The sequence below is a fragment of the Steroidobacter sp. genome (assembly GCF_036402275.1).
Taxonomy (GTDB): domain Bacteria; phylum Pseudomonadota; class Gammaproteobacteria; order Steroidobacterales; family Steroidobacteraceae; genus Steroidobacter.
Window position 1 is genome coordinate 60,653 of sequence record NZ_DASWTF010000055.1, and the last position, 17,284, is coordinate 77,936.

Here is a 17,284-nt window from a genome sequence, read left to right on the forward strand (position 1 = left end):
CCCAGAGGGAACTCGGAAGACGCTACGCACCGATCGCGGCCCTGATCCACATGCTTCCACAGTTTTTTCCTTCATCGCTGACACGACGGGAATGGTGGCAAGCACAGCGGACAACGCTTCAATGAAGCGAGACCGAGCAGCAGCGATCTCGCTCTAACGGAATTACTCGCTGGATACCTCACCTCTCGCTCCTGATACATCCGAGAGTGGGCGATCCTGTTCCGACGAAGCATGCTCTTCGAACTGTAGCGCTGGACCCAAGGGCAAGGTCAAAAGCGGCATCCACCAAGCCAGCAACATCGTGCTGCGCACTACGCTAAGTGAACACAAGCGGAGCCAGTCATGCTCGCACCTATTACTATGTTGCTCTCCCGTTCACTGGTGTCGCGACTGGCGATACCGAACGATTATCTTCAAGCTCGCCGCGCCGGGCTGTGTACCCGGACGCGGACTATCGGCGGCGACGGGCGAAAGGTTGCGACAGTCGCCGGCGCCGTCATCGGTGCGGTGATCGGCGGAAACATCGGTCGTCGCATGGATCGTGCCGACGACGGTTGCGCGTATCAGGCGTTCGAGTTTGCCTCACCGCGCGAGACGATCTTCTGGCGCAATCCCGATTCTCAAATCAAGTACGGCATCACTCCTGAGCGTCATACGTCGCAAGGACGGTCGCGAATGCCGTGATTACAAAGTTTCCTTCGCGGGCCCCGATCGGGTGCAAGCAATGGCCGCGGAGATGCATCGGCAGTACGTCCGCAGCATGGAGGCCAGCCACGCCCGATCGGCGGCGCGCCCAAGAGAACTCCAGGAACTTGATGCTCGACTTGACCGGCTGCGCGAACGACTGCGAGCCGGCGACCCCGACATGAAGCCAGATGAGATTCGCGGGGCAATTGAGCGTGCCGAGCAGAAGCGGCAGGAGCTTGCTGACTATTCGCCGAATACCGGCTAAACCCTGCAATCCTGCTCCAGGTGCAGGTCAGGTGGTCGGGGCAGCAGGATTCGAACCTGCGACCCTCTGCTCCCAAAGCAGATGCGCTACCAGACTGCGCCATGCCCCGACGGGACGCGCATGTTATCAGCTTGGCGTCAGGGTGCTACTGAAAACCCCTTCGGGCGGGCTAAGTACCTGAAGAACGGCGAAAATATGTCCAGACGCCGCCGGCGCCTCTGCGCCGTACATACCTCCGAAAAGTCGCACGCGGGTCGGACAGCCGATGGCGGCGGAGATTTCCGCGAGGTCGGCGATGTCGTCGACGTCGATGAAGGGCTCCGGTACGAGTTTGACGGGCAGGGAGCCGCCTCGGCCTGACAGCGTTTCGGACCGAGCCTTAAATGTCCTTGGCCTCAATTCAGCGCCTTGAACAGCAGCTGTACGCCAACGACGATCATGAGCACGTAGATGATCGTGATGAATCGCTCGGCGTCGACACGGCGGACGAGCCACACACCGAGCAAAGTGGATGCGATTGCAAGCGGCGTCAGCACCGCGGCTGCGAGCAGGTTCTGGTGCGTGAATTGGCCGAGCGCCAGATACGCAGGAATCTTGAACAGGTTGATGGCCGCGAAAAAGATGGCCGTAGTGCCGACCAGTACTTGTGGAGATAAGTTCTTCGGCAGCACCCACATCTGAAACGGCGGCTGCCCGGCGTGTGCGACCTGCGATGTGAATCCTGATGCGATTCCAAGCGCCACGCCGAGCGCGCGGGGTGCATTGCTCGACATCGGCACGCGACCGCCGCGCGAGATCCAAAGCCGGTAGCACGCAAACACAATCGAGATCGCGCCGAGCGTGGCGAGCACGATGGTCGCAGAGACTTTGGCCGCGAGGAGATACGCGGCGACGATGCCCACCACAGCGGAAGGAATCATCAACGCGAGCACCTCGCGGTCCCAATTCTTTCGGAAGGCCCACACGCCCACCGCGTCCTGCACGACCAGCACCGGCAAGAGAATGGCGGCGGCTTGCACCGGAGAAATTCGCAACGCGAGCAGGGGCAGGGCAATGGCGCCGACACCTGCAAATCCACCTTTGGCGAGGCCGAGCAGGATGACCGCGGGGATGGCGAGCAAATAGAAAGTCGGGTCGGTCAGCATGGAACAGGAGCACGCAGCGAGCACGCGCGCGGCTCGATTATTGGTTTGCCGGGGTTGCAGCGGCGCTCTGAGGCGAGCAACCAGCCGCCCGCATCTTGCCACAGCGCCGCAGCCATCGGCGGGAAGGGGGTTGAAAGCTATATCGTAACGATATATCGTTCGTAGCGTACTTAAGGGCCAGAAAAGGGTAAGGCCATGTTTCACAGGATGCTCAGAGGCTATTTCGTGGAGGGCTTCGGTCCCCATCACCGCTGCGGCGGTCGTGGCGGCGGGTGGGGCGGCCACCGATTGCGAGGCATGCTTGGCGGCGGGCCGATGGGTCGCGGCGGTTTCGGGCGAGGCGGCGGTGGCGGCGGTCGCCGGTTCGGGCCAGGAGACCTGCGATTGATTTTGTTGTCGCTGATCGAAGAGAAGCAGCGCCACGGCTACGAACTCATTAAAGATCTGGAGCTGAAGTTCGGCGGCGCGTACGCCCCAAGTCCGGGCTCCGTCTATCCGACGTTGACCCTGCTAGAAGAGCTGGGGCACGTTCGTTCGACGACGACCGAAGGCAGCAAACGTTTGTTCGAGATCACCGACGAAGGTCGGCGTTACTTGCGCGAGAACGAAGCGATGCTGACCAGCGTGAGGAAACGCATGGAGATGGCTGCACGCGCGGCGACGGGCGACATGCCGCCGGACGATGTGCTCCACGCCATGCACACCCTCAAGGCGTCTCTGTTATTTCATCGCGGCGGCTGGAGCGATGAAGAAATCGAACGCGTGCGGAAGATCATCGAGAGCGCCGCGGAGGAAATCTCTCAGGGGCCGCGCGATGAGTAACATTCCAACTATCACTCGTGTGCGCCACGAAGTGCGCTTGCGCCGTACGACGGTCACGAAAGTCGAGCAGCTCGCGCCTGGGATGAAGCGCATCACGCTTCAGAGCGATGAGCTGCGTGGGTTCACGTCGCTAGGATTCGACGATCACGTTAAGTTGTTCTTCCCAACGTCCGACGGTCAGCTGAATCTGTCCTTGCCGGGCACGGAAGGCGCGGCTGAAAGGATCATGCGGGATTTCACGCCCCGTCGCTTCGACGCGGAGAAAGGCGAGCTCGTCATCGAGTTCTTCATTCATGACGACGGTCCGGCGACGACTTGGGCGGCCAGCGCCGTGCCGGGTAGCGTGCTCGGCGTCGGTGGGCCAAGAGGTTCGTCGATCATCTCGACGGAAGGTATTGGCTTGCACTTGCTCATAGGCGACGAGACCGCGCTACCTGCGATCGCTCGTCGTTTGGAAGAGCTGCCGGCGAACACGAGCGCGATGGTCGTCGCCGAGGTGGAACAGGGCTTCGAGTTGCCGCTATCGAGCCGCGCGAACCTGCAAGTATTCTGGGCTCGGCGAAACAAGGTGAACGCGGCGCCCGGTGAATTGCTGATCGGCGCGCTGAACGATCTGCCCCTCATGAAGGAAGGTTGTTTCGCCTGGGCTGCAACCGAAACGCAGGCCGTGCGCGCGATCCGCCGCTATCTGCTCGAGAAGCGCGGTTTCGACAAGCGCTGGGTGAAGGCTGCAGGCTACTGGCAGCGCGGCGCCGTCGGCGAGCACGTGGTGGTCGACGATTAAGGAAAACGGCTGCACGGCGCGGTGACCGAAATGAAACGCCGGTGCGACTGAAATGGTGACTGTCGAGAGGCTAAACTCTCCCGACCTTCTCGACGAAGCCCGCCACCATGCAGCCGCTTCCTCAAACCACCGGACCCTGCAAGTCTCACAAGGTCGTGCCGATGGATGGGTACGTCCATAAATTCCGGTTGGAATCGAACGAGGAGGCGGCCGCCGATCGCTGGCCGCCATGGGACACGACGCCGACCGTCAGCCTCGGCTCTCTGCTTGGTAAATTTGTGCTGTCGGTGGTCGCTCTGGCAGGCATAGCGGCCGCAGGCGCGCGTGCGCTGATCTAGAGCGACGGCGGCTTATAGACGTCGTGACAGTTCCGACAGCTGCGTTTCAGAGCGCGGAACTCGAGGAAAGCGGCGTCGTAGTCCTTCTGCGTGAGGGCGTCGCCGAGTGCAGCGGCTGATTTCTGCGCAGTCTGCGCGTGTTGGACGGCGTCCGGTGCATTCCCCTTGTTCGCGAAATACTGCTCGGTCCATTTCAGATCGAGCAGCAATGCATCGATGTCGTAGGGCGCGATCGTCGGGTCCCGGCCGGCGATCACGGCGTCGATGGCCTTGGTGGTCTCATCCATGGCCTCCATGCGATCGTCCTCGAAATCGGCGAGATCGACGTCGGCGCACGCGAGTGCGCCGACCAGGCTGGCGATAGCGACAAATGTCAGCTGTGTGTGGTGCTGGTTCATATCAAACAATGATGTCTTCGATGACTTCGCCATACACCGTGGTCGCGCGCTCGGAGCGACCCTGATACTGATAAGTGAGCTTGAGGTGATCCAGCCCGAGCTGGCGCAGGATGGTGGCCTGCACGTCATAGGTATCGACGATGCCGCTGACTGCGCGCAGACCGATTTCATCGGTGCCGCCGTACGTGCCGGGCTTGATGCCGCCGCCAGCGATCCATGTCGTGTAACCCCACGGATTGTGATCGCGACCGTCACCGGTTTGGCCGTAGGGCGTGCGACCGAACTCCGATGTCCAGACCACCAGAGTCGTATCGAGCAGTCCCAGCGCGTGAAGATCGGCGAGCAATCCCGCGATAGGCTGATCGACCTGGCGCGACATCACCGAATGATTCTTTTCAATGTCACGATGAGCGTCCCAACTGTCGATGCTGTTGTCGGGCGCTCCGGAGATCACGTGGATGAATCTCACACCGCGCTCCACCAGTCGGCGGGCTCGGAGCAGGGCAGTTGCATACTCGCGCGTGGCCGGCGTCGAGGAATCGGCGATGCCGTACAACGCTTTCGTGGCTTGTGATTCCTTGGTGAGATCGACCGCTTCGGGCGCGGCAACTTGCATACGATCCGCAAGCTCATAAGAGCGAGCGCGTGCTTGCAATTCGGAGTCGAGGGGCCGGCCGGCGGACTGATGCTCGTTCAGATCGCGCAGTAGTTGCAGCATACCGCGTTGCTGATCCGAGCTGACCACGCTCGGACGATCGAGGTGGAGAATCGGCGAGTCGCCCTGCCGAAACGCCGTGCCCTGATAGGTGGCCGGCAAAAAGCCCGAGCTCCAGATGGTCGCACCGCGTCCGCCGCCGGCATTCCCGGTGCCCGTAGGCAGAACGACAAAGGCCGGCAGATCGCGATTCGCCGAGCCCAAACCATATTGCACCCACGCGCCGAGCGCTGGACGACCCGGCACCAGGCCGCTGGTGTGCAGCTTCAAAGATGAAATGACGTGCGTGCTACCTTCGGTCTTGCTGCCTTTCAGGAACGCGATGCGATCGACCTGCCTGGCGAGGTTGGGCAGCAGATCGGAGATCCACGCGCCAGTCTCGCCGTATTGTTTCCAGGTGCGATTGGTTGCGAGCAGCGCGCCGACGCCGCCATCCGTCGCGGTTTTCAGATTCTTGCCGAACGAATCCGGCAACGGCTGACCTCGCAGCCGCACCAGCTCCGGCTTGTAATCGAACAGGTCGAGCGAGCTCGGCGCGCCCGCCATGTGCAGCCAGATCACCGACTTTGCCTTCGGTGTGAAATGCGGAGCCTTGGGCGCGAGCGGATCGTCGAACGCATTGGCGCTGCTCAAGATGCCGCCTGGGATCAATCCATGCGCGGCCAAGGCGCCTGCGCCCAAACCCGCGGCGCTGAGGAAACGACGACGAGAAGTTTTGTTCATGAGGCAATCCCTTCAAAAGCGATAGCTGAATTCGTTGGAGTTCGCGACGGCATGCACGAGGTCGACGAAGGCCGACTCGCGCGGATCCTGCGGCGATGAGATTTGCACCGTAGAAACCTTCTGCATGCCGGGTTCCGCGGGCGCGGCGCTGTGCGTTTGACGATTGATCTGCTCCTGACTGTCGAGGAACGCGATCAGCTTTTGTTTTTCGATCGCATCCGGGCCACGCGAGAACAGGATCCGGAACAGCCGGTCGATGCGGGCGTCTTCGCTAGCGCCGGCCTCGCGAACCACGCGGCTTGCCAGGGCTTGTGACCAACCGTACACCAGGTCGCTGTTGATCAAAGCCAGCGCCTGAGGCGCCGTGGTCGTCACATCGCGACGACTGTGCACCGAGTTCGGATTGGCCATGTCGAATGTTTCCAGCAGCGGATAGGCCGTGTTGCGACGGATGAACACGTACACGCTGCGACGGTGATGATCTTCGGGATTGTTGGAGACCGTCCATGCATTTGGGTTCGCGCCGAAATTACCTGGCACCGGCGGAAACACCGCGGGGCCGCCCATCTTCTCTTGCAGCAAGCCGGCGCTTGCGAGCAACGAATCGCGAATCTGCTCGGCGTCCAGTCGCTGGCGCGGGAAGGACCAGAGCAGGCGATTGTGCGGATCGAGCGCATAGGCGTCCGGCCGATGCGCCGATGACTGCCGATACACTCGTGACAGCATGATCTGCCGCTGCAGCTTCTTCACGCTCCAGCCGTGCTCGTGCACGAACGTGTAAGCGAGATAGTCGAGCAGCTGCGGATTGATGGAGCGCTCGCCCATCTTGCCGAAGTCGCTGACGGTGTCGACGATGCCGTGGCCGAAGAACTGGTTCCAGACACGGTTCACGAAGACGCGAGCAGTCAGTGGGTTGTTCTCGCTCGCAATCCAGTTCGCAAGGGCAGTGCGACGGCCCGATGACGTTGCAGTCGGCACGATGTTCGGTTGCCCGGCCGCGAATGCGACCGGTACACCAGGCTCGACCACGTCGAGGCGGCGATCGTAAATGCCGTTGGCAAGAATGTGTGTCGGCGGCGACTCGGGCCCGAGCTCCACGATCGTCGAGATGTTGCCTGGATCCGTGGGCTTGATGCTGTCGAAGGCGGCGAGCTGTTGCTTCAGCTCCTGATATCGGGCATGCGCGGCCGGATCCTGTTCCTTCAGTCGATTCTCGGCGTTGCGCGTGCGGCCCACCATCGTCCACAACGACCGGTGATAAATCCAACGGTCATAGGCATCGCGTTGTTCTTCCGGTTTGGTGATGGAATCGCGCGTCGCCGGCACGAAGCCGAACACGCGATCGGCTTCCAGCTTGTCGACGATGGGTTGGAGAATCGCATCCATCTGGGTGCGCACGCTTTGCGTGGCCGCCTCATAAGCCGCGAGCTTCTGCCGGTACTGGCTGAGCTCGTTATCTTTCAGAGGCATCACATCGTCGCGTGCACTCGCATTCACGAAGTACGCCTGCAGCTGGAAATATTCCTTTTGCGAGATCGCGTCGAACTTGTGGTTGTGGCAGTTGGCGCAGCCCACGGTCTGGGCGAGAAACACCGCGCCGACGGTATCCGTCAGGTCGGTGGCGATCTCCTGTTTCTTCAAGTTCAGGTCGCGGGCATTGATCTCATCCGGGTAACTGCGCAAGAACCCCGTGGCGATCAACGCCTCATTGCTGTCCGGCCGCAGCTCGTCGCCGGCCAGCTGCTCCTTGATGAATTGGTCGTAGGGTTTATCGCGGTTGAACGCCTCGATGACGTAATCCCGATAACGCCACATGTTCGGGCGCGTGCCATCGGCGTTGTAGCCGTCGCTGTCGGCGTAACGCGCAAGATCCAGCCAGCGCCGCGCCTGACGCTCGCCGTAGTGAGGGGAGGCGAGCAGACGGTCAATCAGTTTTTCGTACGCCTTGGGCGAGCGATCGTTGACGAACGCCTCGACTTCCTCGGGCGTCGGCACGATGCCGATGGCGTCGAGCGTGGCGCGACGGATGAAGGTGGCTCGGTCGGCATCCGCAGACGGGCCGAGCTGTTTGCTCTCCAGTTGCGCGAGCACGAACTTGTCGATCGGCGTGCGCGCCCACTTCTTCTGGCGCACCTTTGGCGCGTCAGGTCGTTGCACTGGTTGGTAAGCCCAGTGCGGCGCTGGCGCGGCCCTGGCGGACTTCTCCGCATCGGGCGAGTCCGCCGCCAGAGCGGTTGCGAACAGGCCGGAGCTCAGCGCCAAGGCGAGCGCGGCTTTCCTCAATGGTGACATCGTCGGTTCCCCATTCGAAATGAACAAAAGCAGATTTCATGATTCAAGAGCAAACGGTGTGCCATACGACGCCGCCCGTTCGAGTGAGACGTTCTTGTAACCAGCGTAGTGAGCATCCGCCGCGTGTTCGCGAAATGCGTGCTACTGTCAGTAACAACAATGTGACCTGCGCGACGAGCTGAAATGGAGGCAGTGCTGACGGATGAGCAGCCGTCGTGCTCAATCGCGAGCAGCGCTGTCTCGGATTTGCAAGATTGCAAGTTCATTTACCGTAGCGCTCCGCTGCACGGGCGAGCGCTGAGGGGCTGCGATTGAGAAATTTCGCGATGTCTGCGAGCGTCGCGGCATATGCATCGCGGGCTCGCGCCGTTATCAACCCGCGGGCGCGCGAAAGCACTCGGTTCTGACGCACCGATCTCAGCTGGTCTGTCGTGATGCCAAGCTCGAGGCAGATCTCCTGGACGATCGCGGCGAGTGCCGGCGCTGCAGGTGCGGGCTGGCCACCGGCGGGTGGCCGCCACTGAAGCGTGGCAAGGAAACGATCGTCTCCGAGCACTCGTGGATCGTGTCTATGCCCGGTGTAGAGCGCGGGATCGCTGGCAGTACCGATCCCGGCGTCGATGAAATCGCGGTACAACTCGCGAGCTCGCTGTGGCTGCCAGTGAAGCAGCCGCAGCCCCAATTCGGTATGCAGCCAGGGATGAGGGACGCGACTCAGGTAGGCACGATGGCTGGTCCACCGCGATTGCTCCGGAATCGACACGATGCCCGAGCGCACCGGCCGCAAATGAAAGTCCCGCAGCAGATCGAGGAAGTAACTGTCTACGTCGACGATCCTCGCTTCGTATCGGTGCTCGAACAACTGACCTGAATCGCGCCGAGGCCTTTGCACTGCGCGCGCATAGCGAGTGCCTATGCGCTGCATGAACCGGCTCAACGGAACATCCGCGACCTGCACGAGCAGGTCGATGCTGTTGTTCAACCAGCAATACCCATGCACTCGCATCCGCGTGTGATGCAGAGCGCCGGCTACACATTCTTCCAGCAGACGGCGGTCAGCGGGGCGGAAGAAGATGTCCCGCCCGTGATGACCGCGCAGGACGACGTGGTAGCAGGCGTTCGCGATGTGCAGCCTTGGTAATCGCGGCATATCCCTCGCCTGCTGCGTTCAAAGAATCTTGCCGGTGAACATCACGCCGAACCAGCGCGGCACTGCCGGGGTGTAACTGTTCCAGGTCGTCGCCAGCGGCGTGTCGTCATCCAGCAGGTTCTTGGCGAGCAGGCTCACATCGTATCTCTCGTCCTGGGTGCCTACGCCGATGGCCAGATCGACCAACGTGCGTGCGGGCAGCCAGCTGTAGCTGGAGAGCGCGTTGTCGGAGTTGTTTCGCCCCGTGTAGGCGGCGTTGGCGCTGGTGTGAAACTCCAGGTTCGCAACCGTAGGCATGCGATAGTCGATGCCGAGGTTGAACGACCACTTCGCCGCACCAGGGAGCGCTTCACCGGAAACATCGCGATACGGTGGCGCGCTGGAGTAACCGTTCTCGGAGGGCTGTGCCGAGTTCGGGAATTCCTTGTAGCGGGCATCGTTGTACGCGCCGGAGAACCGCAGGGTGGTGTTCGGAATGCCAGCGTAGACGCCATCGATCTCCACGCCTTTGACTTCGACTCGGGGCACATTGCCCGTGGCGGAGGTGTAATAGAGCGTGCCGTCGTTGTTGAGATTGGTGGTGTACACGTCGAGCACGCGCACACCTTGCTGATAGTCCTTGATGTCCATGTGGAAGATCGCGGTGTTCAGCACCAGCGCCCCGTTCAACAGCGACGACTTGACGCCCCACTCGAACGCGCTGGTTTTCTCCGCCTTCACCAGGTTGGAAACACCGTTGGTGAGTTGCGAGATGCCGGCCTTTTCGCCGTACTGCCAGGAAAGATAGGTGCTCTGATCGGCGCTGATGGCGTAGGACTGGCTGATCACAAACGCCGGCTGATCGCTCTTGAACGGCTCGGCCTCGGTTCGGGCGAACACCACGCCCATTTGCGCGGCGCGAATCGCCTTGGCGTCGGCGACTTGCCGGAGCTGGTCCGGGGTGAGGCTGCGGTAGGCCTGTCCCGGTGTCGCCGTGATCGGCACGCCGAAATATTTGTTAGCGACCTGGTCGGCGAGACTCAGCTGCGTCGCCGAGTTGGCTCCATCGAGCAGCGCGCCCGTATTGCTGGATGCGAAGCCGCCGAGCTCCACGCCGTTGACGGCCACGGGGTTCAGCTCCGGCGCGTAGCCGTTCTCCCGAACGATGCTCAGGCCGGTGTTGCGTCGATCCTCATGCGTGAAGCGCACGCCAGTCGTCAGCGTGAAGCGACCGGGTAGATGCCAGTTCGCCTGCGCGAAGGCGGCGGCGCTTTTGTTTTCTATGTCCTGCACGCCGGCCGGTGAGTTGTAGGACATCTTCAAGCCGCTGAGTGAGTTCTGCATCAAGGTGCGACCGCCACTGATGCTGCCGTCGGGGTTCACGGCGACATCGAGTCGTCGATACTGCGTGGGGCTCGCAAACCAGGCGCCCGCGTCGTTGCCCCATTCGCGGCGGTAGTCGGCGCTGTTATCGACTTTCAGCAGGAACACACCGGTCTGGTAATCGACCAGGCCGCCGGTATCCGAGCTCAGACGCAGCTCCTGGCTGATCTGGCGATAGTCGTTCCAGAAGCCGCCGGAATTGCGGTGAATGTCGAACGGCGTGCCTTCGTCGTTGGTGGCGTTGAAGTGGTAATCCTTATACGCGCTGATGGAGGTCAGCTCGAAATTCTGCAGCTGCCAGTCCAGCTGCAGCGTGGCGCCGTTGCTGCCGGTCACCAGTGGGCGCGCGGCGTCGTTGTTCACGACGTTTTGCCCGCCGCCATATAGATAGTCGCGCTCGTAATCGAAGCTGCCGCGTTGAGTGAAGTAGGGCCGGGCCAGCCGGACCGCGGCGTCGGTGGAAAGATTGTTGATCGAGCCGTCGGCATAAACAGCGGGCGTCGGTGTGCGAATGGTTCTTCCGTTGGTCGTCTCGCCGCCGCGAGGTTGCGCATCGATGGCAAGACGCGCGCTGAAGTGCTCGGTCGGCGTGAAGAGCAACTGCACGCGGCCGGACACGCGATCTTTGTTCGTGTAGGTGACATCTTCGTTGTAGATGTTCCTGATATCGCCTTCGCCCTTGCTGACGCTGAATGCGCCACGCCAGGCGAGCACGTCGTCGATGACAGCTCCGCCGCCGGCGAGTTGGCCGACGAACGTGTCGTCTTGCCCGAAGGTGAGCGAGTAGGTAGCGTCCGGCGTGAACGAGGGACGTCGCGTCGTGACGTTGACCACGCCCAGGCTGGTGTTCTTGCCTAGCAGAGTGCCCTGCGGGCCACGCGTGACCTCTACCGTGTCCACGTCGGTAAAGTCGTAACTGGAGGTGAGTGCGTTATAGGCGTAGTTCACGCCGTCCACGATGATGCCGACGCTCGGATCCTGCGCTTCGGTCTGGCCTTGCTTGCCGACGCCCCGAATCGACAGGCTGCTGGTGCGCTGATTGCCCTGGTTCCAGGAAACATTCGCAGCGCGCAAGGTAAGCGCGGAGATGTCGGTGGCTTGCAGCCGATCCAGCTCTTCGCCGGTGACCAACGAAATCGACAACGGAACTTCCTGGAGAGGTTCTAGTCGATTGCGAGAGCGAACCACTGTGACGTTCTCGATGGGCGAGCCGCCATCCTCGGGGCTGGTCTCGGCGAGAGCGATGCGCTCGTTTGTTTCTGCCGATGTTTCTTCCGCTGCATCGACGGGTGAGACCGCGAACAGCAGGCCGCGGACCAACACAGCCAGCACTGGGCTGTTGGAATGAAGTCGATGGAACATAGAACGCGATGACATGGCCAGCTCCTGTTGCTTTCGAAGACGGGGAGCAAGCGCTATGCCAGCGCTTTCGTTGAGACGCGATTCAAACTCGCATGTCACCGACGCGGGCAGTCATCGCGCGAATTGCCCGGCGAGCGGGCAAGCGGCGGTCACTTTGTGTAACCGGCGATCGCGGGCTTGGATCGGGGAAATGCTGAGTAGCGAACATGCAGGCTGCTAGCGACCAAGCACCAGGGAGCCGGGTATGCAAGATTGCAAGATGCGGCGGATGGCGCCGTCTACGCAACCGAGCGTGGTAACTCTCGGGTAAATGCAAAGACTTCAGGCGGCGCCCGCTGGAATTACAGAAGCTGTATAAGAGCGTGCAGGGGCTGGGCAGCGGCGCACGCGGCTCGCCGGCGGCAGTGGGATGGTTCAGCTGACCGCGCGCGTGGTTTGCCCTGGCGCAACCAGCCGCAGATCTGGATATTCCTCGGCGGCAGTATCGCTGCTGATGAGGCCCAAACGTTTCAGCAGAGTGCGTAGCACATTGCGCGAGATGCCGAGCAGGCGTGCGGTCTGTACCTGATTATGGCTGCAGTGGTCGAACGCGCGACGCACGATCAGATCTTCGAGCGTTTGATACAGCTCAGCAGGCGCTGCTGCGAACAGTTGATCGAGCTGGGCGGCGATATTCTCGATCGGCGGCGCGGTGGGACCTGTCGTAGCGGTTTGAGGTGCAGCGGCGAATCGCAAATGTTCCGGGCGGACGTCGCCGTCGGCGGTCAGCAGCGCGAAATGAATGACGTTCTCCAACTCACGAATATTGCCAGGCCAGGCGTAGTGCAAGAGCGCTTGTCGCGTCGCCGGCGTCAATGCCGGGGGCTCGAGCCGCAGCTTCTCGCTGTACTTGAACAGGAAATGTTCGGCGAGCGGCATGATGTCGCCACGCCGATCGCGCAGGGGCGGCAAATCGAAAGTGACGACGTTGAGACGATAATACAGGTCCAAACGAAAGTGACCCGCGCTGACCGCGGCCGCCAGGTCGATGTTGGTCGCGGCCACGAGCCGCACATCCAGGGGAATGGCCTTGCGCGAGCCGACGCGGACCACTTCGCGCTCCTGCAACACACGCAGCAGTTTTACTTGCAGCGGCAGGGGCAGGTCGCCGATCTCGTCGAGAAACAGGGTGCCGCCGTTTGCGGCCTCGAACCAGCCGGCCCTGGTTTCATTCGCGCCCGTGAACGCGCCTGCCTGATGGCCGAACAGCTCCGCTTCCGCCAGCGTTTGCGACAAGGCGCCGCAGTTCACCGCGACGAACGCGCCTTTCCGCCGGCTCTGCGTGTGCAGGTGCCGGGCCACCAACTCCTTGCCGGTGCCGGTCTCGCCGACGATGAGCACCGGCGCATCCGCCGGCGCCACTCGATCCAGCTGATCGAGTAGCGCCTGCGATTTCGGGTCGGCAAAGATCGCCGCCTTGGCGCGGATCGACAGGGGATGAGCGGAGGATTCGGGATACACGAGGAGTCTTCCGGGTTGATCGCTCATGATGGCCGTCGCATTGCTGATGATTCGAGTATCGATGACCGGCAACGCTTGCACAAAGAGCGCGGCGGTATCAGCTCATTCGCAATCGGACCGTGACTGCTTTGTAACGTCGGCCGCGATTGTCGTCAGCGCGCTGCGTCGAACGTTATGTGTAGATGCAATGTTACCTCTCACACCCGCGCAGGGTGACTCGTAGACTGCCGTGACTTTCACCACCTCTGTTGGAGTCTGTCATGCGTTTGTCTCATTCCCGGTCGTTGCGTTCGTTGCCGGCGCTGCTGTTGAGCCTGGTGGCCTCGGTCGCGCTCGCTCAATCGGGCAATTTTCCCGCGGGAACACGGAAGGATGAATCGAAGACCCCCGTGTTGACGCGCGCTCAGTTCGATCAACTGCTCGCCAAGCCCGAGCAGTTGCTGATCGTCGACATCCGGCGGCCGGATGAGGTGACTGCCATTGGCGGCTTGCCCGTGTATCTGAGCGTGCAGCTCACCGATCTGGAGAAAAACCTGGCATGGATCCCGAAAGATCGGAAGATCGTCACCGTGTCCAATCACGCGGCTCGCGCCGGTCGCGCGGGCGATCTGCTGGCGGCGAAGGGCTTCAACGTGGTCGGCCGTGTCGGCGTGCAGAATTATGAGGAAGAGGGCGGCAAGCTCACCAAGATTCCTCCCAAAACGCCGGCTGGCCAGCAGAAAAATGCGCAGGCAGCGGCCAAGCCTTGAACCGTGTTATACAACGTACGTTTTGTCAGTTCGCATGTGAGGCGCCATGAGCAACAACGAAGCACAACAATTCCCACCGGAAGTATTCAAGCTGTTCGACAAGTACGTGCACGGCGCGATTTCGCGGCGTGAGTTCATCGATCGCGCTTCGGCTTATACCGTCGCTGGCTTGAGTGGTGCGGCGATCCTCGATGCGCTCAATCCGAAGTTCGCCGAAGCACAGCAGGTCGCGCCGACGGATGCTCGCATCAAGGCCGATTATGTGGAGATTCCTGCGCCAGGGTATGGGAAGCTCCGTGGTTATCTGGTGAAGCCGGCGTCGGCGAAGGGAAAGTTGCCCACGGTGCTGGTCGTACACGAGAACCGTGGCCTGAATCCTCACATCGAGGACGTCGCTCGTCGCGTCGCGCTGGAGAACTTCATCGCCTTCGCGCCGGATGCTTTGTTTCCACTCGGCGGCTATCCGGGTGACGAGGACAAGGCGCGCGAGTTGTTCCAGAAGCTGGATCAGGGCAAGACACGTGAGGACTTCGTCGCTGCTGCCGCATATTTGAAGAAGCTGCCGGAGGGCACTGGCCAAGTCGGCGTCGTCGGCTTTTGCTACGGCGGAGGTGTCGCCAACTTCCTCGCCACTCGCGTTGCCGATCTCGGCGCGGCCGTGCCATTCTACGGCAGCCCACCGGCGGTGGAAGAGGCGGGCAAGATCAAGGCGCCGCTGCTGCTGCAATTCGCTGAGAGCGATGAGCGCATCAACGCAGCGTGGCCGGCGTCAGAAGCTGCGCTCAAGTCTGCTGGAGTGAAGTATCAAGCATACATTTACCCCGGCACTCAGCACGGCTTCAACAACGACACCACGCCTCGCTACAACAAAGAAGCCGCCGCACTGGCCTGGAAGCGCACGATCGAGTTCTTCAAGGACAACCTTCGCGCGTCATGATGTAGAGGGTGCCCGCGCCGCTGATGAACAGGCGACGCGGGCACCCAAACTTTCACATCGCTATCATCGAGCCGCCGTCGTCGCCGGCAGCGAGTTCAACAGCGGCCGCACGCCGCGAGAGAACACGAAACCGTTGAACCGATCCCAGTTGATCGAGAACGTCATCACGCCGCGGAAATTGTTATATCCGCTGGCGCGACGGAGCACGTAGCGGCCGCCGTACGACTGACCGCGAACCAGATAATTGATGGCCTTGGCCACTTCAGCCGGCGGTGTGTAACCGCTGCCGGCGGCTTGCGGCGAGGAGGGCAGGCCGATCATCACTTGATCCTCACGCAGCGGCGGGAAGAAACGATCCGGGTTGCCGGCGACCGGGAAGCCGACCATCAGCATCTCCGCCATCGCCACTTGAAAATCCGCAGTAGCCGAGGCGTAAGCAACCCCATCCAACCCAAGCACCGTGCCCGTGTTGTAGTGCTGCACGTGAATGAAGTTGAGAATGTCACGCACGCCGTGAATCACGGGCAAGTACGCGCCAGCCGCGCCGCCATAAGCCTGGAAGCCCACCTGCACATAGAACGTTTCCGGCGCCATGGACAGGATGAAGTCATTGCCGAAGCGCGACTTCAACGCACGCAACGCCGAGATCAGGTTCACGACCTTCGGCGTCGTGGGAGAGCGGAAGTCGAGATCGCCCGCATTCAAGCTCAGCGAGCTGCCCTCGAAGTCGATGTCGACGCCATTCAATCCATATTGAGTGACAATCGCGGCCACCGAGTTGATGAAGTTCTGCCGGTCCGTCTCGTTGTTCAATTCGACGACCGTGTTCGCACCGCCGATGGACAGCAGCACTTTCTTACCTTCGCTCTTCAACTGCGCCACGTCCGCCTGAATTTCCGCCGCCGACGTGCGCGTGTCCGGAACGAATTGAATCAGCGAGCGGCTGCCCGGGGCCGATTCGGCGAACGAAAGATTGATCACATCGAAGTCGCGCGACACATCGCGCAGCCGGATGAATCCCGAGCCGTTCTCGAAGTTGTGCCAGTAACCGACGAACGTGCGCCCCGGCACACCGCCGCCACCACCACCGCCATTGTTTGGCAGCGTCGTCGCCGTGACCTGATTGCTCGCCGAAGAAAGATTGCCCGCCGCATCACGCGCGCGAACGGAGTAGGTGTAAGTCGTGCTCGGTGATAGGCCGCTCGATGTGAACGTCGTCGCCGTGGAGCCTGTTAACGTCGTTGCATTCTGAACAATCTCATAGCGAGCCACACCGACGTTGTCGCTCGATGCATTCCACGCGAGTGTCACACTCGATGAGGTCGTCGCCGTGACGCGTAAATTGGTCGGCGCAGTCGGCGCTTGCGTATCTCCACCACCGCCGCCGCCACCATTGTCAGCGCCAATGTTGAGCCACAAGGCCGGCGTGTTGACCGGCTCCCAAGTCACGATGGACGTGTGCGCCTGACGACATTGATACACCGATCCCTGGTAAGTCACCTGCGCGTTGACCGCGTACGCCGTGTTCGGCGCCCAGGCGGGAATCTGCTGGGCCTGAGCGGCTTGCATCGATGAGAACAAAGCGGTCGCGACCAGCAATAGCAGCGACAACAACCATCGCCGGTTGTGAGTAAGCGTGTGATTCATGGAAGTCCTCGATTGGGCAGGGGCCCCGCGCCGACCGGCTCGGGGGCCGCGTGGGCGTCAATGCCACGCCTACTTGAGTTCGTTCCCGGTCCCGGGTGCAGATGCGCCGGGGGCCGTGGGTAATCGGCGACGATTCACGCCCATCAGGGGCCCAAAAGGGCAGCTATCGGCGTTCTCGAATGGCGGGGGCCGCTCGGGTATACTCCGCGCCCCCGAAAGGGCGGCCGGCACTTCCAGCCCCGGAACTCATATATATGTATGGGGGGCAGGGCCGGGGACCCGCGAAAGTGGCGGAACTGGTAGACGCGCTGGATTTAGGTTCCAGTGGGTAACCCCGTGAGGGTTCGAGTCCCTCCTTTCGCACCAATCGGGCCGGCGTATTACTTCATTCGTGACTTGAGGCAGGTT

At 61.8% G+C, this 17,284-nt stretch carries 15 protein-coding genes and 2 tRNA genes; 8 read left to right on the plus strand and 9 right to left on the minus strand.

Annotation, left to right across the window (positions count from 1 at the left end; translation table 11 throughout):
• Positions 1–342: 342 nt before the first annotated feature.
• Together VGD45_RS33385 and VGD45_RS33390 are read left to right on the plus strand one after the other, a co-directional pair.
• Positions 343–684, plus strand: coding sequence for a hypothetical protein (locus VGD45_RS33385; RefSeq protein ID WP_331159746.1), 342 nt, complete (start codon positions 343–345; stop codon positions 682–684).
• 40 nt (positions 685–724) lie between these two features.
• Complete coding sequence (locus VGD45_RS33390; RefSeq protein WP_331159747.1) at positions 725–952, plus strand: hypothetical protein; 228 nt, start codon at positions 725–727, stop codon at positions 950–952.
• A gap of 32 nt (positions 953–984) precedes the next feature.
• Here the strand turns inward: VGD45_RS33390 and VGD45_RS33395 are convergent.
• Positions 985–1,061: transfer RNA gene (locus VGD45_RS33395), tRNA-Pro, on the minus strand.
• A gap of 286 nt (positions 1,062–1,347) precedes the next feature.
• Positions 1,348–2,097 (minus strand): sulfite exporter TauE/SafE family protein, encoded by a 750-nt coding sequence (locus VGD45_RS33400; RefSeq protein WP_331159748.1) that lies wholly within the window; start codon positions 2,095–2,097, stop codon positions 1,348–1,350.
• A gap of 195 nt (positions 2,098–2,292) precedes the next feature.
• Between VGD45_RS33400 and VGD45_RS33405 the strand changes: the two genes are divergently transcribed.
• The 3 genes from VGD45_RS33405 to VGD45_RS33415 all read left to right on the plus strand — a co-directional run bounded on the left by VGD45_RS33405 (position 2,293) and on the right by VGD45_RS33415 (position 4,041).
• On the plus strand, positions 2,293–2,919 hold the full coding sequence (locus tag VGD45_RS33405) for a PadR family transcriptional regulator (RefSeq protein ID WP_331159749.1): 627 nt from the start codon (positions 2,293–2,295) through the stop codon (positions 2,917–2,919).
• Positions 2,912–3,703: a siderophore-interacting protein gene (locus tag VGD45_RS33410; RefSeq protein WP_331159750.1), complete on the plus strand. Its 792-nt coding sequence runs from the start codon at positions 2,912–2,914 to the stop codon at positions 3,701–3,703. Before VGD45_RS33405 ends, VGD45_RS33410 begins: the two co-directional genes overlap by 8 nt.
• 107 nt (positions 3,704–3,810) lie before the next feature.
• Positions 3,811–4,041 carry a hypothetical protein gene (locus VGD45_RS33415; RefSeq protein WP_331159751.1) on the plus strand — a complete coding sequence of 77 codons (231 nt, stop codon included), beginning with the start codon at positions 3,811–3,813 and terminating at the stop codon, positions 4,039–4,041.
• On the opposite strand, the gene VGD45_RS33420 is transcribed toward VGD45_RS33415, so the two are convergent.
• From VGD45_RS33420 to VGD45_RS33445, 6 genes are all read right to left on the minus strand, one after another.
• Positions 4,038–4,439 carry a hypothetical protein gene (locus VGD45_RS33420; protein WP_331159752.1) on the minus strand — a complete coding sequence of 134 codons (402 nt, stop codon included), beginning with the start codon at positions 4,437–4,439 and terminating at the stop codon, positions 4,038–4,040. The two genes, VGD45_RS33415 and VGD45_RS33420, sit on opposite strands and share 4 nt — an antisense overlap.
• A gap of 1 nt (position 4,440) precedes the next feature.
• On the minus strand, positions 4,441–5,877 hold the full coding sequence (locus VGD45_RS33425; RefSeq protein WP_331159753.1) for a DUF1501 domain-containing protein: 1,437 nt from the start codon (positions 5,875–5,877) through the stop codon (positions 4,441–4,443).
• A gap of 12 nt (positions 5,878–5,889) precedes the next feature.
• Complete coding sequence (locus tag VGD45_RS33430) at positions 5,890–8,169, minus strand: DUF1549 and DUF1553 domain-containing protein (protein ID WP_331159754.1); 2,280 nt, start codon at positions 8,167–8,169, stop codon at positions 5,890–5,892.
• Between the two features lie 262 nt (positions 8,170–8,431).
• Positions 8,432–9,319: a transposase gene (locus tag VGD45_RS33435; protein ID WP_331159755.1), complete on the minus strand. Its 888-nt coding sequence runs from the start codon at positions 9,317–9,319 to the stop codon at positions 8,432–8,434.
• Between the two features lie 18 nt (positions 9,320–9,337).
• A complete protein-coding gene (locus VGD45_RS33440; protein WP_331159756.1) occupies positions 9,338–12,058 on the minus strand; it encodes a TonB-dependent receptor in 2,721 nt (906 codons plus the stop codon).
• Between the two features lie 399 nt (positions 12,059–12,457).
• The gene (locus VGD45_RS33445) at positions 12,458–13,570 is read right to left on the minus strand and encodes a sigma-54 dependent transcriptional regulator (RefSeq protein WP_331159757.1); all 1,113 of its coding nucleotides are present in this window, start codon (positions 13,568–13,570) and stop codon (positions 12,458–12,460) included.
• A 233-nt stretch (positions 13,571–13,803) separates the two neighbouring features.
• Between VGD45_RS33445 and VGD45_RS33450 the strand changes: the two genes are divergently transcribed.
• Complete coding sequence (locus VGD45_RS33450) at positions 13,804–14,292, plus strand: rhodanese-like domain-containing protein (protein WP_331159758.1); 489 nt, start codon at positions 13,804–13,806, stop codon at positions 14,290–14,292.
• A 46-nt stretch (positions 14,293–14,338) separates the two neighbouring features.
• On the plus strand, positions 14,339–15,229 hold the full coding sequence (locus tag VGD45_RS33455; protein WP_331159759.1) for a dienelactone hydrolase family protein: 891 nt from the start codon (positions 14,339–14,341) through the stop codon (positions 15,227–15,229).
• A 63-nt stretch (positions 15,230–15,292) separates the two neighbouring features.
• On the opposite strand, the gene VGD45_RS33460 is transcribed toward VGD45_RS33455, so the two are convergent.
• Positions 15,293–16,876, minus strand: coding sequence for a chitinase (locus VGD45_RS33460; protein WP_331159760.1), 1,584 nt, complete (start codon positions 16,874–16,876; stop codon positions 15,293–15,295).
• A gap of 281 nt (positions 16,877–17,157) precedes the next feature.
• Between VGD45_RS33460 and VGD45_RS33465 the strand changes: the two genes are divergently transcribed.
• Positions 17,158–17,242, plus strand: a tRNA-Leu gene (locus VGD45_RS33465).
• Positions 17,243–17,284: the final 42 nt, after the last annotated feature.

Excerpts from the sequence above, each read along its gene's own strand:
- VGD45_RS33455 (WP_331159759.1), top strand. The coding sequence starts at position 14,339 with ATGAGCAACAACGAAGCACAACAATTCCCACCGGAAGTATTCAAGCTG.
- VGD45_RS33425 (WP_331159753.1), bottom strand. The coding sequence starts at position 5,877 with ATGAACAAAACTTCTCGTCGTCGTTTCCTCAGCGCCGCGGGTTTGGGC.
- VGD45_RS33435 (WP_331159755.1), bottom strand. The coding sequence starts at position 9,319 with ATGCCGCGATTACCAAGGCTGCACATCGCGAACGCCTGCTACCACGTC.
- VGD45_RS33400 (WP_331159748.1), bottom strand. The coding sequence starts at position 2,097 with ATGCTGACCGACCCGACTTTCTATTTGCTCGCCATCCCCGCGGTCATC.
- VGD45_RS33450 (WP_331159758.1), top strand. The coding sequence starts at position 13,804 with ATGCGTTTGTCTCATTCCCGGTCGTTGCGTTCGTTGCCGGCGCTGCTG.
- VGD45_RS33445 (WP_331159757.1), bottom strand. The coding sequence starts at position 13,570 with ATGAGCGATCAACCCGGAAGACTCCTCGTGTATCCCGAATCCTCCGCT.
- VGD45_RS33430 (WP_331159754.1), bottom strand. The coding sequence starts at position 8,169 with ATGTCACCATTGAGGAAAGCCGCGCTCGCCTTGGCGCTGAGCTCCGGC.
- VGD45_RS33410 (WP_331159750.1), top strand. The coding sequence starts at position 2,912 with ATGAGTAACATTCCAACTATCACTCGTGTGCGCCACGAAGTGCGCTTG.
- VGD45_RS33420 (WP_331159752.1), bottom strand. The coding sequence starts at position 4,439 with ATGAACCAGCACCACACACAGCTGACATTTGTCGCTATCGCCAGCCTG.
- VGD45_RS33440 (WP_331159756.1), bottom strand. The coding sequence starts at position 12,058 with ATGTCATCGCGTTCTATGTTCCATCGACTTCATTCCAACAGCCCAGTG.
- VGD45_RS33405 (WP_331159749.1), top strand. The coding sequence starts at position 2,293 with ATGTTTCACAGGATGCTCAGAGGCTATTTCGTGGAGGGCTTCGGTCCC.
- VGD45_RS33460 (WP_331159760.1), bottom strand. The coding sequence starts at position 16,876 with ATGAATCACACGCTTACTCACAACCGGCGATGGTTGTTGTCGCTGCTA.
- VGD45_RS33385 (WP_331159746.1), top strand. The coding sequence starts at position 343 with ATGCTCGCACCTATTACTATGTTGCTCTCCCGTTCACTGGTGTCGCGA.
- VGD45_RS33415 (WP_331159751.1), top strand. The coding sequence starts at position 3,811 with ATGCAGCCGCTTCCTCAAACCACCGGACCCTGCAAGTCTCACAAGGTC.
- VGD45_RS33390 (WP_331159747.1), top strand. The coding sequence starts at position 725 with ATGGCCGCGGAGATGCATCGGCAGTACGTCCGCAGCATGGAGGCCAGC.